The sequence below is a fragment of the Chryseobacterium sp. 2TAF14 genome (assembly GCF_052115105.1).
GTDB lineage: Bacteria > Bacteroidota > Bacteroidia > Flavobacteriales > Weeksellaceae > Chryseobacterium.
The window spans coordinates 1-15,393 of record NZ_JBFRGA010000040.1; the positions used below are offsets into that span (position 1 = coordinate 1).

The window sequence follows — 15,393 nt, forward strand, 5'->3', positions numbered from 1 at the left end:
ATACGACACCTGTGATTTTAAAGGGAACTGGAAAAAAGAATCTCTTAAAAAATAAAACATCAACCTTCAGAATTTTCTGGAGGTTTTTTTATGAAAATAGATCTCAGATGTATCATAGAATCTACGTTTTTAGTATTTTTACCTTATGAGTAATTTTATAGATTTCAACTCCGCTAAAAAGCTTCATCAAATGAACGAAAATAAAAACAGAATCACAGAACTTTTTAATATTCAATATCCCATTATTCAGGCAGGGATGATTTGGCATTCCGGATGGAGGCTTGCTTCAGCGGTTTCCAATTGCGGCGGTTTGGGAATTATCGGCGCAGGAAGTATGTATCCCGATATTTTAAGAGAAAATATTCAGAAATGTAAGCTTGCGACTGATAAACCTTTTGGAGTAAATGTTCCAATGCTGTACCCGAATTTAGATGAAGTTATTCAGATCATTTTAGAAGAAGGTGTAAAGATTGTTTTTACTTCCGCCGGAAATCCCAAAACATATACAGAAACGCTTCAGAAAGAAGGCTTAAAAGTAGTGCATGTTGTTTCTTCAACCAAATTTGCAGTTAAATGTGAAGATGCAGGAGTGGATGCAATTGTTGCTGAAGGTTTTGAAGCTGGAGGTCACAACGGAAGAGATGAAACGACTACTTTTTGCTTAATTCCAAATGTTAAAAAACATATTTCTAAACCATTAATTGCTGCAGGTGGAATTGCTTTGGGCTCTCAAATGAAAGCCGCAATGCTCTTAGGCGCAGACGGAGTTCAGATCGGGAGCCGTTTTGCAGCCACACATGAAGCGAGCGCCCACGAAAACTGGAAAAAGAAAATTACTGAACTGAATGAAGGAGATACTCATCTTACTCTAAAAGAATTAGCACCGGTAAGAATGGTTAAAAACAAATTCTTCAACGAGCTGGAAGAAATCTATAACGTTGGAAGAAATGCAGAAGCTCTGGTTGCTTCTTTGGGCAGAGCGAGAGCAAAAAAAGGAATGTTTGAAGGTGATATGGAAGAAGGAGAACTGGAAATCGGGCAGGTTTCAGCTTTGATTGACGAAGTACTTCCTGTGGAAACTGTTTTTGCCAACCTTTTAAAAGAATTTAACGAGACAAAAAATCCCAGCTTATAAATAATGACTGAAGAGGTAATTGATGTAAAAGGGAAAAATTTATTTGTAAAATTTAATAATTCATTTAAAAATAAACCGACAATTGTTTTTCTGCATGATTCTTTAGCTTCGGTTCAGCTTTGGAGAGATTTTCCTGAAAAATTGGCTGAAGCCGCCCAATGTAATGTTTTAATTTACGACCGTTTAGGTTACGGAAAGTCTTTTCCGATGATTACCCATGAAAGAGAAAATGATTACATGGAACTGGAAGCTGATGTATTAAATGATTTACTTTCAGAATTAAATATTAACGATSCCATTCTTTTCGGGCACAGCGATGGCGGAACGATTGCTTTAATTGCAGCAGCAAAATATCCTGAAAAAGTAAAAGCCGTAATTTGTGAAGCCGGACATATATTTGTGGAAGATATTACGGTGAAAGGTGTGGAAGAAGCGTTAAATGCTTACAAAACTACAAACCTCCCTCAACGTCTGGAAAAATATCACGGCGATAAAGTTGAAATAATCGTTAAAGCTTGGACAGAAATCTGGCTCAGCGAAAAATTCAGAATCTGGAATATTGAATATTTATTAAAAAGTATTACCAGTCCACTATTATTTATTCAAGGTGAAGCCGATGAATACGGAACTTTAGACCAGGTTGAAAAAACTGTTTCGCAAGTTACAGGAAGAGCAGAGAAATTCATCATTCCCAATATCGGACATACGCCACACAAAGAATCTCCGGAAATCGTTCTGAATAAATCCATAGATTTTATAAATTCTCTCATACATTGATTTGCTAAATTCCCCTCCTCTGGAAGGGTGGCTAAAATTTCGGAGAAATTTTTGACGGGGTGGTAAAAAAACGCTACTAATATATACTTTCAATAATATCAATAGAAGCGGGCTTTAGCCCGCTTAATTTTTAAATGAGAAAAAGGCTTTAGCCAAAATCTATAAATTTTTCAATTCAAATTCTATATTTTCCCTTGCTTGGGTTTCATATTTATTTTTAAAATATTCAGTTTTAAAAATACTTTCCAGCTCCAAAAAATGCTTTAAAACTTTTTTTCTTCCCGTCTTATAAAGAAAATCGGGATAGATTGAGTATTCTTTTCTGATCTGTTTTGTATATTCTGAATAAGCTTCATAGCTTTTTCCGAGAACTGACAAATCTGCATCCAAAAGAAAATTACAGTCTTCATTCTCAGATTTTTGATGAGATTTTGTAGCTAAAATCTGTTCGTAAACCTGCTGTATAATTTCATTATTTAAACCTAAAAGCTCAAGTCTTTCTTTTGCCAGATCTGCACTTTTTTCTTCATTTAATTTTGATGTCGCATCATAAATTACATCGTGATAAAAAATAGAAAATGAAATCGTATCGAAGTTTTTGATCATTTCTTTTACTTGTTCAACTTCTTTAAATAGAGCTTCTAAATGTTGAAGATTATGATAATACCTGCTTTTTTCTGAGTATTTCTTCTCAATTTCAAGCCAAAATTTTTCAATTAAATTATGATCTGAAGTAAATTTCAGACAAAGCGTTTCAAATCTGTTTTTTAAAATCACGTGGAAAATTTTAATTAAATAAAAAAGGAACTTAAAAAAGTTCCTTCTATTTTGTTATAAGCTTGCTTTCAGATCAGCCCAGCCTCCGCCGTTGTAGCCTTCTTTTAAGCCTTGAGAGTTCAGATATTCTAAAGCTTTTCCACTTCTGTTTCCGCTTCTGCAGAACAAAACAACAGGCTTTTCGATCGATAAGATTTCTTCTTTTCTGTCTTCAACTTCTCCTAAAGGAATGTTGGTTGCTCCTTCTATATTTCCGTCCATTTCCAGTTCCATTGGCTCACGAACGTCGATTAATGCATAGTTTCCTGATTGTAATACATCTGCTAATGACATAATGTTTAAATTTTTTTGAGTTAAAATTACAGATTAGATGAAGGAAAGTATTTTCACGCATCCAAACTCCAACAAATTTATAAAATAATCTTAGTTTTGCAATGCGAAATCTATGAATTCAAATGCCGAAAAATATTCACAATTAATTAAGTCTAAAGCTAAAAGTTTTGGATTTCAGAATTGTGGAATTTCAAAAGCAGATTTTCTGGAAGAAGATGCTCATCACCTTGAAAATTGGCTCAAAAATAATTTTCATGGTGAGATGAAATACATGGAAAATCATTTCGATAAAAGACTAGATCCAAGACTTTTGGTAGAGGGTTCTAAATCGGTAATTTCGCTTTCCTACAACTATTTTCCTGAAGAAAAAATTTCAACATTAGAGAATTTTAAAATTTCAAAATATGCTTATGCAGAAGATTATCATGAAGTGGTAAAAGAAATTCTTCGGGACATGATTTCAGAATTACAGCAGGAAATCGGAGATTTTGGCTTCCGTGTTTTTGTAGATTCTGCGCCGGTTTTGGAACGAAGCTGGGCAAAAAAATCAGGGATTGGCTGGGTTGGAAAAAATGCTAATTTAATTACGAAACAAAGCGGTTCGTTCTATTTTTTAGCGGAAATTATTTGCGATTTAGATTTAATTTCTGATAACGAGACGACAGATCATTGCGGAAGCTGCAGAAAATGTATCGACGCTTGTCCCACCGATGCAATTGTTTCTGAGAAAATTGTTGACGGAAGCAAATGTATTTCGTATGCAACGATCGAGCTGAAAACCGAAATTCCGGATTATTTTAAAGATAGAATGGAAGACTGGATGTTTGGCTGCGATATTTGTCAGGATGTTTGTCCGTGGAACCGTTTTTCTGCGCCAAATCTTCAGGCTAAATTTAAACCCAATGAAGCTTTGAAAAATTTCAAAAAAGGAGAATGGAAAGAATTAACTCAGGAAATATTCTCAGAAATATTCCGGAAATCGCCTGTGAAACGCACAAAATTTGCCGGTTTAAAAAGAAATATTGAGTTTTTGAATCAGTCTTCGGAGAAATTACATTAAAATCTAAAGGTGAAAAAACCTGTTCGGAAATTTTACTCTCCAAAAACTATGAGGTTATTGTATCATTCCTTAAAACATTGGTTTTAAAGAAATAAAAGATTTTCAATTTGTAAAACTTAAAAAAGCCTTTCCTGCAAAAGAAAAATTGACTTTCAAAAAGAGAATGTCTTTAAGAAAATCAACGTTTTTTTTGTATTCTTTTTGGAGCAATTTTTACTCTTACTTTAAATCTTTTTTGAGATTTCGTGTTTTTAAGCATATTTGTGAATGTTTGATATCTAAATATAGTTAATTTTTGAATTAAAATAAATACTTTTAGAAAAAAATAAGATTAAATTTTATTAAATATCAATATTTGAAAACATGAGTGTGAAAACTATACTGATCTATGCACTGAAAACTTTCGGTATCATCCTCGGAATCATTGTTTTGTACGCTATTCTTGGTTATCTGTTACCTTTTATTGAGGTTTCTGCAAAAGATGATGGCGAGCAAAAAGAAATCCCGATTTATATTTATACAAACGGCGTTCATACCGATATTGTAATGCCCGTGAAAAACGAATTGCACGATTGGAGCGCAAAAATTCCGTTTGCCAATACAAAATCTAAAAGAACAGATTACAATTATGTAGGAATCGGGTGGGGCGACAAAGGTTTTTACCTTGATACACCAACATGGGCAGATCTGAAGTTTTCTACGGCTGTGAAAGCTGCATTTTGGATGAGCGAGTCGGCAATGCATTGCTCGTATTACTCTAAAATGACGGTTGCTAATGATTGCAAAATGATCATGATTAGCAAAAGTCAGTATAACGAACTGGTGAAATTTATCGATGCTAAATTCGACAAAGATCCCAATGGAAACTACATTCTTATTCCTACCAATGCTGTTTATGATGATAATGATGCTTTTTATGACGCAAAAGGAAGATACAGTTTCCTCAATACCTGCAACACCTGGGCAAATGATGCACTGAAAGCTGCCGGACAAAAAGCTGCGTGGTGGACGCCTTCAGATTACGGCATTTTTCTTCATTATAAATAAATTTAGGTGAAATTTTTTCAATTAATTTTCCTGGTTATTATGCTTTCGTCATGTAAAAATGAAACGAAAAATTTTTCTGGCAACGCTCTCTCTGAAAACAGAAAGATTGTTGAGAACCAAAAACCTGAATTGGATTTAATTAAAACAAAAAAGAAGGCAGAAGAAGCTCTTGCATTTTGCAAAAGTAAAAAGATGAATACCGATTTCTGTATTTTAATTGATATGAGCCTTCATTCCGGGGTGAATCGTTTTATAATCTGGAATTTTAAAGAAAAGAAAATTACTCATCAATATTTGGCGGGTCACGGTTGCGGCAGAAATAGCTGGAGCAGCGATGACTCAAAAGATAATCCCGAATTTAGTAATGAAGACGGAAGTCATCTTTCAGCTTTGGGAAAATATCAGTTGGGAGAACGGGGACGAAGCGATTGGGGAATTAATGTAAAATATTTAATGCACGGTCTCGAAAATTCTAACAATAATGCGCTGAAAAGATTCATCGTTTTTCACTCTTGGGAACTGATGAGTGATGAAGAAGTTTATCCAAATGGTTCTCCTGAAGGATGGGGTTGCCCTACAATTTCCAATAATGCGATGAAGGAATTGGATCCGATTATTCAAAGTTCTGAAAAACCTTTATTGATGTGGATTTATAATGAATGATTTTAAAGACTTATATTAAAAATATAGAAATAAATCTGTTTAATCAGCAAAACAAGCTCAACCGTGTCAAGGTTTTAAACCTTAACACGGTTTCTCATTACAAACTCATAATTTTTTTTAAGTTTAATAAAATTAATGACTGTGATTGCAAAAACCGAAATGCAGATTTGATCGTAGGAAAATCGTAAACATTATTTAATTTATTCGTAAAATTCCTGTAATCTGATCAGCCTACTTTTGCGATTAAAACTGTGAGATATTTCCTTTTACTGCTTATTCCATGTGCTTTCATTTTTTCTGTGATGTCTTTTAACGCTGTTGATCAGGGTGTAAAAAATGACAATAAATTTATAAACATAGGTTTACGAGATTTTAAAATAGAGTTAGAATACCTGAAAAATGATGTTGAGCTTTATTCTCAAGAAAAAATTTCCTTAGAAAAACTACGGCAAACTTTAAGAAATACAAGAAATTCTTTTAAAGAAATAGAGTTTTTTGTAGCCTTTTATTATCCTGAATTTACCAAAACACACCTTAATGCAGCGCCGCTTTTTCATATAGAAGCAGCCGGAACTTCCGCTTATACTTTGCCTCCCGAAGGTTTGCAGGTTTTAGATGAACTTATTTTTTCGGACGAAGCCGGTGAACAAAAAGAAGAAATAAGTGCAATTACCAATTTTTTGTATAACAGTTACGCAAACTTTTACTTAAGCACTTTGAATAACGGATTAAGCTCGGGAAATAATAAGACGTTGCCTTTGCGAATTGAGCTTATCAGAATTTACAGTTTGGGTGTGACCGGTTTTGATACTCCGGGTTCGCTCAATATTTCTGAGGAAGCTGCTCATGCTTTAAAGGGAATGAGAAATTACATCAATGACGAGGCTTATTTTAAAAATTTTAAAACGGAAAAAGCTGATTTTATTATTCATAATGCAATTGCTTATCTCGAGAAAAATACAGATTTTGAATCATTCGACAGAATAGAGTTTTATAAGAAATTTGTTCAGCCTTTATATGAAGAATTAGGAAGCTGGGACGGAAATCCTGATGATCTTAAAAACTTTTCCGGATGGAATGTTTCGAATAAAGATTTTTTTAAAGCAGATTTTTTTGATCCTTATTTTTATACCATTTTAAAACCTTCCGAAGATTCTGAAGAGCTGAGAAACTTGGGTGAAAAGATTTTTTATGATCAAAATTTCAGTTCAAATCAAACGATGAGCTGCGCAAGCTGTCATTTGCCGGAAAATGGCTACACCGATCTCAAACAGAAATCTGCAAGTAATGTAGAAGGAAAAACGGTTTTAAGAAATTCACCTTCTCTATATAATGCTGTTTTTGCGAAAAGATTTTTTTATGATATGAGAGCCTTTTATCTTGAGCAACAGGCAGAACATGTGATTTACAATCAGGATGAGTTTAATACCGATTATCAAAAAATTGTACAGAAATTAAATGGCAATAAAGAGTATAAAAAAGATTTCAGGAAAGTTTTTAAAGATGGAAAAATCAATAAGCAGAATTTTTCTAAAGCATTAAGCTCTTTTGTAGCGTCTCTGTATTCTTTTGAAAGTGATTTTGACCGTTTTATGAGAAACGAAAAAGAAATTTCTGATGATGCTAAAAAAGGATATAATCTCTTCATGGGCAAAGCCAATTGTGCGACCTGTCATTTTGCACCGCATTTTTCAGGACTCGTTCCGCCATTTTTTAATGAAAATGAATCTGAAGTTTTAGGAGTAACTAAAAAACCAATCTCAAATTTACCTGTGGAGCTCGACGATGACAGGGGAAGAATAAATTCTAATGTAAAAAAAGAAAATTCATGGATCTATGAAAACTCATTCAAAACCATGACCGTGAGAAATATTGCCTTAACGAAGCCTTATTTTCACAACGGAGCTTTTAACACGCTTGAAGAAGTGATTGAATTTTATAACGAAGGCGGAGGCGAAGGTTTAGGTTTGCCCATGAAAAACCAGACGCTTCCTGCAGATAAACTCAACCTTACAGAAACTGAAAAAAAGCAGCTTATCAGTTTCCTGAATACTTTAACAGACATCAGCAAGGCTAAGAAATTACCAAAATAAAGCTTGTATTTTTTGTAAAATTTAAATTTAATGAAAAGTTAAAATTCGTAACATTCACTTTCACTTATCTTAATATTCATCGGGGTTTAATTAAAGATAGCGTAACGCAATGCCGAAGCAAAAAAAATAGTTTTGCATGGTAAATGAAATCTTAATAAAAGTGAAAAAAACATTACTTAGTATCGCAGCTTTGGCATTGATGACTACATCAGTGTTTCAGGCACAGACTACAATTTTTGCATTGCAAAGTGCATGGAAGTACAACGACGCAGATGTTGCATTGCCTGCAACCTGGAAAAACTCAAATTTTGATGTTTCAAGCTGGGCGGTAGGGAACGGGCCTTTAGGATACGGCGATCCGGTTACAACTTCTTTTATCTCTGATGTAGATACCGCTTATCTTATCAAAGATTTTACAGTAAACTTGGCAGATCTTTCCAATATGATGGAATTTGGGGTGAGAAGAGATGACGGGATTATTGTTTACCTAAACGGTGAAGAGGTGATAAGAGACAATATGCCTTCAGGAGTTGTTACTCACAGTACTTTTTCCAGTACAACAATTGACGGAGCTGCAGAAACGGCGATCAATGTTTTCTCTATTCCTAAAAACAAATTTGTACAGGGAACCAACAGAATTTCGATTGAACTGCACAACAGAAGTGCTTCAAGTTCAGATTTAACGATTGATGCCTATCTTAAAACCACCGTTGTAACTCCGCCGATTGGCTCTGTGCTTACTCAGGGTTCTGACTGGAAGTACAAAGACGACAACCAACCTCAGGCTGCACAATGGAAAGATGCTAATTTTAATATCTCATCGTGGGCGACAGGAAACGGACCTCTAGGTTACGGCGATCCGGTTACCACAACCATCAATTCAGGTTTGGCAACTGCTTATTTTGCTAAAGATTTTACGGCAAATTTAGCAGATCTTTCAAGCAATATGGAGCTTGGTGTAATGAGAGATGACGGGATTGTTGTTTATCTGAACGGTGAAGAAGTGGTAAGAGACAATATGCCTTCAGGAACAATTACCCACGATACTTTTTCGAGCACCATTATTGACGGAGCTGCAGAAAATACGTACAATACTTTTATCATTCCAAAAAATAAATTTGTACAGGGAAATAACAGAATTGCCATTGAAGTTCACAACAGAGATATGCAGAGCTCAGATCTGAGAATGGATGCTTATATCAAAAATTCTACGGTAGTTACTCCTCCGGTTTCTAATTGTACAGGAACTCATATCAGTTGCTTTACATCAATTGTTCCTACAACGCAGACTCCGAAATTAATTATTCCTGCTGAGCACAAATATCAGTTAATCTTAAAAGAAGGCGATAATTATACAGATGGCGGCGGATTAGTTGGCGGTCTTAATGATTTTACAGCTTATGTTGCTAAAAATAACAGCAGTACCGATGGTTATCTTTCTGTAAACCATGAAACCAATCCGGGAGGTGTTACGATGGCAGAAATTAATTATAATGCTTCAACCAAACTTTGGCAGTTAACAAAATCAAGAGCCGTAAGTTTTTCTGCACCGAGCCTTGTACAGACGATCAGAAACTGTTCCGGTGGAATTACACCTTGGGGAACTGTGGTTACGGCTGAAGAATCTGTTACTTCAAACGATACCAATGCAGACGGATACAAAGATTATGGCTGGTTGGTAGAAATTAATCCTGTAACAGCAGAAGTAATGTCTCATAATCAGGCTGGAACTAAAGATAAACTTTGGCAAATGGGAATCATGAACCATGAAAACGTGGTGATCAACGATGCCGGAACTATTGCCTATTACGGTGAAGACGGCGGAACTCACATGGTTTATAAATATGTGATGGATACTCCGAACAACCTTACGTCAGGAAATTTATATGTTTTAAAACTTGATCAGGGATTAAGCGGTGGAAACCCGGTTGCAACTACAGGACAATGGATTCAGATTCCGAATAAACTTCAGGCAGATCAGAATAATACTGCTGCTTTGGCTCAGTCATTGGGAGGAACTTCGTTCAATGGAGTGGAAGATGTTGAAATAAGCCCGCTTGATGGTAAAATTTATTTTACAGCTAAAGGATTAGATAAAGTCTACAGAATGACAGACAACGGAATGACGCTTTCCAACGTAGAAACTTTTGTAGGAGGTGCATCAACCAACTATTCATTCAACACCGCTCAAGGAATAAAGACTGAAGCTTGGGGAGACGGAAACGACAACCTTACTTTCGATGAACTTGGAAACCTTTGGGTACTTCAGGATGGTGGTAAAAACTACATCTGGGTCGTTGGTCCGGATCATACACAGGCAAATCCTAACGTGAGATTATTTGCATCAATGCCTGCAGGATCAGAACCTACCGGTCTTACTTTTACGCCGGACAAAAAATTTGGTTTCTTCTCAATCCAGCATCCTAACTCTACCATCTCTACCGATGTGGATGCTACAGGAAATACAATAGATTACAGAGGGAAATCTGCTACTGTAGTTGTTGCTTTACAGCAGTTTTTAGGAACTTCTGGAAGTTTGGGAACGGTAGAAGTTGTCAATGAGAATGATGTGACAGTAGCTCCGAATCCTACTTCAGGAATTGTAAAGATCAATTCTTCAAAAGCACTGAAAAATCTTGAAATAACTGCTTATAGTATTGATGGAAAAGTTGTGTTTAAAAAGAAAATGAATGGCTCTACAACAAATTTAGACTTAGATTTCACAAGCCAGCTTCAGGTTTCTAGAGTTTTGATATTAAATATTGAAGCAGACGGATTCCAGAAAACAGCGAAGATCTTCAAAAAATAATTTTAATACCTTACAACGGTCGTCGGAATTTTTCGGCGACCTTTTTCTGTCTTTATGAAAAAATATATCTGTCTTTTGCCCTTTTTGTATATTGCCAACATCAATGCTCAGATCGATCCTGTAAAATATCCTACTTATACAGATTTGGAAGCTGCTTTGAAGTCTGATAAAATCGTTTATAGCTTAAGTTTCAGAGATAAAGGTTTGTTTAATCTGCCTTCTGAAATCAAGAAAATGGATTCTGTTTTTTTTCTGAATATGATGGGAAACAATTTTGAAAAGCTGGATGAGGCACTTTTTTCACTTTCGCAACTTCAGATTCTCAACATCAATGAAAACAGCATCAAATATATTCCGGATGAAATCAACAGGCTGAAAAAGCTCAGCTCGTTTTCTATGAATCTCAATCAGCTTACAGAGCTTAATCCTGAATTTTCAAAACTTCAAAACCTCAAGGTCGTACATCTTGATGCCAATAATCTGAGTATATTTCCTAAAGCTTTGACAAAAATTCCGGGGCTGGAAGAGATAAATCTGCACAGCAATCAGATCAGCATGGTTTCAGATGTTGATAAAATAAAAAGCCTTAAGTTCCTGAATCTTTCTTCCAACCAGATTAATGACCTTAATGAAACCGGATTTCCAGATAAACTTAAATATCTTGAGCTGCAAAAAAATATGTTGATTACCCTTCCAAAAAACATCCTGAACTTAAAAAATCTGGAATTTCTGAATGTAGGGGAAAATAAAATATCTGAAATTCCACCCCAAATAAAACATTTAAAAAAGATCATTAGTCTGAATCTGGCAAATAACAGGCTCAAATCATTACCAAAAGAAATGACCGCTTTAAAAAACCTGAAAACCCTTATTCTTACAGGTAATCCGCTTAATAAAGCTGAAGTTGAAAACCTAAAAAAGCAAATGCCCGATACTCAAATTTATTTTTAATTTTTTTAGCATTAAATAAAACAACCTCTGAAAGATTAATAGTTTCAGGGGTTTTTTATTCTAAACCGGAGCCGAATTAAAATTGCAGAAAGATCATAGAGAATTCCCGGAACATCACAGGATAAAATTATTTCAGAAAAATAAATAGAAGGATATTAAAATAGCTTTTTTACAACCGTTACGAATTCTAATTTATAGCGATTAAGTGTAAAATTGTTTGTAATTTTGAATTTTAATTACATAATTAATTATTTGTTATGATAATTAAATTTATGCCCTAAAAAAGCAAATTTCATTTTTAAAAAGAAGACCTATCTATATGGATAAATACCCTGTTCCTGATAACGAATATGAACGGATTAATAAGCTGAAGCTTTTTGATCTTTTGCAGCTTGAGAAAGATCCGCAACTGGATATTTTTGCAGAAACGGCATCTCTCATTACCGATTGCCCGGCTGCACTTATTGCCATGATGGAGAGCGAAACACAGGTTATCCAGAGTTGTATCGGCCTTGATCTTGACACGGTAGACAGGAAAAATACGGTATGTCAATACGCTATAGCAAGCGGAAAAGTGGTCATTATCAACGATACGTTATTAGACGAAAGATCTTCAGAAAATCCTTTGATCTTAGCGGGAGGAATCCGTTTTTATGCAGGAGTTCCTCTTGTAGATGATGAAGGATTTGCACTGGGAACTCTATGCGTAATAGACTACAAACCTAAAACCCTAACTGAGCAGCAGGTCACGATTCTGCAAAAAATAGGAAATGCTGTTACCATCTTGCTTACAGGAAAAAGAAAAAATATTGAAGCTGAATATTTTCAGCAGACTTTCAATATTTCAAATAACCTGATCTGCGTTCTGGATAGTGATTTCATGCTCAAAGATGTTAATCCTGCTTTTGAAAAGGTTTTTGATTTCGATAAAGCTAAAAATCCTCATCAGAGTTTTTTAAGCATACTGGGCGAGCATAATTTTGAATTGCGGGGGATCATAAAAAGACTTCCGGATCTTCAGGAATAAATAACATTTTCTACTTCCACAAAAATTGACGACTCAGAGATTATTGTGGAATGGACCATGAAACAAAATCAAAGTAATTCTGATATTTTCTGCTTCGGAACAAATATTACCCAGCAAATAGAAGAAAAACAAGAGCTTGAAAGCTCGGAACGCCGCTTTAGAAGCTTTTTTGAAAATGCAATCGGCTTAATGAGCATGCATGATATGGAGGGGAATATACTCTCTGTTAATGAAAAAGGAAGAAAAATACTTCAATATTCTGCAGATGAGGTGGAAGGTTTGAATTTAAAAGATCTTGTTCCCGAAAAAAACTGGCCTTTACTTGCACAGTATCTTGAAAGAATCAACAACAATGAGGAAGACCTCGGAACCATGATTCTAAAATCTAAGGAAGGGGAAGAAATGATCTGGATGTATCATAATCTGGTAGAAATAGACAAAGACGGAATCCCTTATGTGGTAAGTACTGCCTTGAATGTTACAGAAAGAATGTCTCTTGAAAAAGATTTGCAACACACCAAGAAAATGCTGGAACAGACAAGCGCTGTCGCACAGGTCGGAGGCTGGGAAGTCAACCTTAAAACCAATACTCTTTTTTGGTCGCAGTCTACCAGAGAAATACATAAAGTAGATAAGACTTTTGAGCCCAACTTTGAAAATGCAATAGGATTTTTTAGCGAAAAAAGCAGGGAAAAAGTAGAGTTTTTATTTGAAAGAGCCGTAAAAGAAGGCATTCCATATGATGAAGAGCTGCAGCTTATACGTAATGATGGAGTAATGATATGGGTAAGGGTAAAAGGAATACCTGAATTTGAAAATGGTGTCTGTATAAGAGTTTTTGGTATTATCCAGGATATTGACACCTTCAAAAAAATATACATGGAGCTGGCTACAAAAGAAGCCATGCTGCAGTCATTTGTAACATACGTTCCTACTCCGGTGGCGATGTTTGACAAAGATCTTAATTATCTTTCAATAAGCAGCAACTGGAAAAACGAGTTTCAGATGCAGGATATAGATCTTATCGGGCAAAATATGTTTACGGTTTCGCCTAATGTTCCGGAAGAAAGGAAAAAAATATACCGTGATGCATTGGGAGGCAAAACCTACATCAACCAGGATATGGCTATAGAAGTTCCTTATAAAGACGAGATACAGCGTTACAACATTGTTGTAAACCCGTGGTATTTATCGACTGATGTTGTAGGCGGAGTTATCGTTTCTGCACAAAATATCACAGAGCTGGTTAAAACCCATGACGAGCTTAAGAATGCAAAGAAAATGGCAGATATTGCCAATAAAACCAAATCTGAATTTTTAGCCAATATGAGCCATGAGATCAGAACCCCGCTCAACGGAGTGATCGGTTTTTCAGATCTTTTGCTTCAGACCCCGCTAAACGAGATACAAACGCAATACCTCAACTATATTAATGAATCGGGTGAAAATTTACTGAATATTATTAATGATATTCTTGATTTTTCTAAAATAGAATCAGGGAAAATGGAGCTTCTGATTGAGAAAGCCGATGTTTATGATATGGTGAGCCAGGTAATTAATGTGGTTCTTTATCAGTCTCAAAAGAAAAATATTGAGCTTCTTTTAAATATTGAACCGGGGCTTCCGAAAACAATCTGGCTTGATGAAACCCGACTGAAGCAGATTCTCATCAATCTTCTCGGCAACGCCGTAAAATTCACGGCACAGGGTGAAATAGAGCTTAAAGTAGAAAAGCTGAAAAAAGACGATCAAAACATCACATTACGATTTTCGGTAAGAGATACTGGAATTGGTATTCCGCCGGAAAAACAGCAGCATATCTTCAATGCATTTACTCAGGAAAATAGTTCTATCAGCAAGCAATACGGAGGAACCGGTCTTGGTCTTACCATTTCAAATAATATTTTGAAATATATGGGAAGCAATCTTTCTTTAAAGAGTGAAGTTCAGAAAGGATCTGTTTTTTATTTTGATATTGAGATTCCTTATGATGTTTCTGATCCCAGCGAAGACGAAATGCTGAAGATCGACAAAGTACTTATTGTTGATGATAATGAAGCCAATAGAATTATTCTTCAGCATATKCTTGCTTACAAAAACATAAATTCTACATTGGCTGCAAACGGAATGGAAGCGCTTCAGCTTTTATTGGCAGGAGAAGAGTTTGATGTTATTCTCGTAGATTATCATATGCCGATTATTTCTGGCTTGGAAACAATTGAGAAAATAAAGCAGCTGTTTAATGAGCAAAATAAAGTTTCACCCCTTGTTATCCTTCACACTTCCTCAGAAGAACACGATGTGATTGATTCGTTTAAGAAAGAAGAAGATTCGTATTTTTTGCTAAAACCTATTAAATCTGAAGAATTATACAACACACTGAGACGGGCTATTAAAAGTTCAGAAAGAGAAATCATGGTTCAGAATTCTGAGCCGAAAGAAAAGCCTTTTCCGCTTATGGATTCGCCACAAGTATTGCTTGTTGATGACAATCCGGTGAATATGGTTCTTAATAATAAGCTGATGAAATCGTTAAGTCCTGATGCACAATTAAAGGAAGCTACCGATGGTCTTCAAGCTTTGGAGCAATGTAAAAACCATCTTTTTGATGTGATTTTAATGGATGTGCAAATGCCTGTAATGGACGGGATAGAAGCGACAAGACAGATCCGACAGCTGCCGGAATATTCTGAAGTTCCGATTATCGGCGTTACTGCAGGA

Annotated in this window: 12 protein-coding genes; 10 read left to right on the plus strand and 2 right to left on the minus strand. The window is 35.3% G+C overall.

The features are described 5' to 3' along the window. Positions 1 to 190: 190 nt before the first annotated feature. Both AB4Y90_RS06740 and AB4Y90_RS06745 read left to right on the plus strand, forming a co-directional pair. Positions 191 to 1,135, plus strand: coding sequence for an NAD(P)H-dependent flavin oxidoreductase (locus AB4Y90_RS06740; protein WP_441556651.1), 945 nt, complete (start codon positions 191 to 193; stop codon positions 1,133 to 1,135). 3 nt (positions 1,136 to 1,138) lie between these two features. After that, positions 1,139 to 1,912 (plus strand): alpha/beta fold hydrolase, encoded by a 774-nt coding sequence (locus AB4Y90_RS06745; protein ID WP_441556652.1) that lies wholly within the window; start codon positions 1,139 to 1,141, stop codon positions 1,910 to 1,912. A 159-nt stretch (positions 1,913 to 2,071) separates the two neighbouring features. Here AB4Y90_RS06745 and AB4Y90_RS06750 read toward each other — a convergent pair whose 3' ends face one another. Both AB4Y90_RS06750 and AB4Y90_RS06755 read right to left on the minus strand, forming a co-directional pair. Next, positions 2,072 to 2,689 carry an HD domain-containing protein gene (locus AB4Y90_RS06750; protein WP_441556653.1) on the minus strand — a complete coding sequence of 206 codons (618 nt, stop codon included), beginning with the start codon at positions 2,687 to 2,689 and terminating at the stop codon, positions 2,072 to 2,074. 54 nt (positions 2,690 to 2,743) lie between these two features. Then, on the minus strand, positions 2,744 to 3,022 hold the full coding sequence (locus AB4Y90_RS06755; protein WP_441556654.1) for a rhodanese-like domain-containing protein: 279 nt from the start codon (positions 3,020 to 3,022) through the stop codon (positions 2,744 to 2,746). A gap of 112 nt (positions 3,023 to 3,134) precedes the next feature. Between AB4Y90_RS06755 and queG the strand changes: the two genes are divergently transcribed. The 8 genes from queG to AB4Y90_RS06795 form a co-directional block, all read left to right on the plus strand. Continuing rightward, a complete protein-coding gene (gene queG / locus AB4Y90_RS06760) occupies positions 3,135 to 4,082 on the plus strand; it encodes a tRNA epoxyqueuosine(34) reductase QueG (RefSeq protein ID WP_441556655.1) in 948 nt (315 codons plus the stop codon). 369 nt (positions 4,083 to 4,451) lie between these two features. Then, positions 4,452 to 5,129 carry a TIGR02117 family protein gene (locus tag AB4Y90_RS06765; protein WP_441556656.1) on the plus strand — a complete coding sequence of 226 codons (678 nt, stop codon included), beginning with the start codon at positions 4,452 to 4,454 and terminating at the stop codon, positions 5,127 to 5,129. 6 nt (positions 5,130 to 5,135) lie between these two features. Next, complete coding sequence (locus tag AB4Y90_RS06770) at positions 5,136 to 5,792, plus strand: murein L,D-transpeptidase catalytic domain-containing protein (RefSeq protein ID WP_441556657.1); 657 nt, start codon at positions 5,136 to 5,138, stop codon at positions 5,790 to 5,792. Between the two features lie 302 nt (positions 5,793 to 6,094). Then, positions 6,095 to 7,885, plus strand: a complete 1,791-nt coding sequence (locus tag AB4Y90_RS06775; RefSeq protein ID WP_441556658.1) for a cytochrome-c peroxidase — start codon at positions 6,095 to 6,097, stop codon at positions 7,883 to 7,885. 160 nt (positions 7,886 to 8,045) lie between these two features. After that, positions 8,046 to 10,694: an alkaline phosphatase PhoX gene (locus AB4Y90_RS06780; protein WP_441556659.1), complete on the plus strand. Its 2,649-nt coding sequence runs from the start codon at positions 8,046 to 8,048 to the stop codon at positions 10,692 to 10,694. A 54-nt stretch (positions 10,695 to 10,748) separates the two neighbouring features. Then, positions 10,749 to 11,645, plus strand: a complete 897-nt coding sequence (locus tag AB4Y90_RS06785) for a leucine-rich repeat domain-containing protein (RefSeq protein WP_441556660.1) — start codon at positions 10,749 to 10,751, stop codon at positions 11,643 to 11,645. A 319-nt stretch (positions 11,646 to 11,964) separates the two neighbouring features. After that, positions 11,965 to 12,672, plus strand: a complete 708-nt coding sequence (locus tag AB4Y90_RS06790) for a GAF domain-containing protein (protein WP_441556661.1) — start codon at positions 11,965 to 11,967, stop codon at positions 12,670 to 12,672. 57 nt (positions 12,673 to 12,729) lie between these two features. Further along, positions 12,730 to 15,393, plus strand: a 2,664-nt coding sequence (locus AB4Y90_RS06795) for a response regulator (protein ID WP_441556662.1), incomplete at its 3' end; no start/stop codon positions are given.

What these genes read in the sequence shown, in the direction of transcription:
- AB4Y90_RS06740 (WP_441556651.1), top strand. Translation starts at nt 191, where the DNA reads ATGAACGAAAATAAAAACAGAATCACAGAACTTTTTAATATTCAATAT.
- AB4Y90_RS06785 (WP_441556660.1), top strand. Translation starts at nt 10,749, where the DNA reads ATGAAAAAATATATCTGTCTTTTGCCCTTTTTGTATATTGCCAACATC.
- AB4Y90_RS06790 (WP_441556661.1), top strand. Translation starts at nt 11,965, where the DNA reads ATGGATAAATACCCTGTTCCTGATAACGAATATGAACGGATTAATAAG.
- queG (WP_441556655.1), top strand. Translation starts at nt 3,135, where the DNA reads ATGAATTCAAATGCCGAAAAATATTCACAATTAATTAAGTCTAAAGCT.
- AB4Y90_RS06755 (WP_441556654.1), bottom strand. Translation starts at nt 3,022, where the DNA reads ATGTCATTAGCAGATGTATTACAATCAGGAAACTATGCATTAATCGAC.
- AB4Y90_RS06775 (WP_441556658.1), top strand. Translation starts at nt 6,095, where the DNA reads ATGTCTTTTAACGCTGTTGATCAGGGTGTAAAAAATGACAATAAATTT.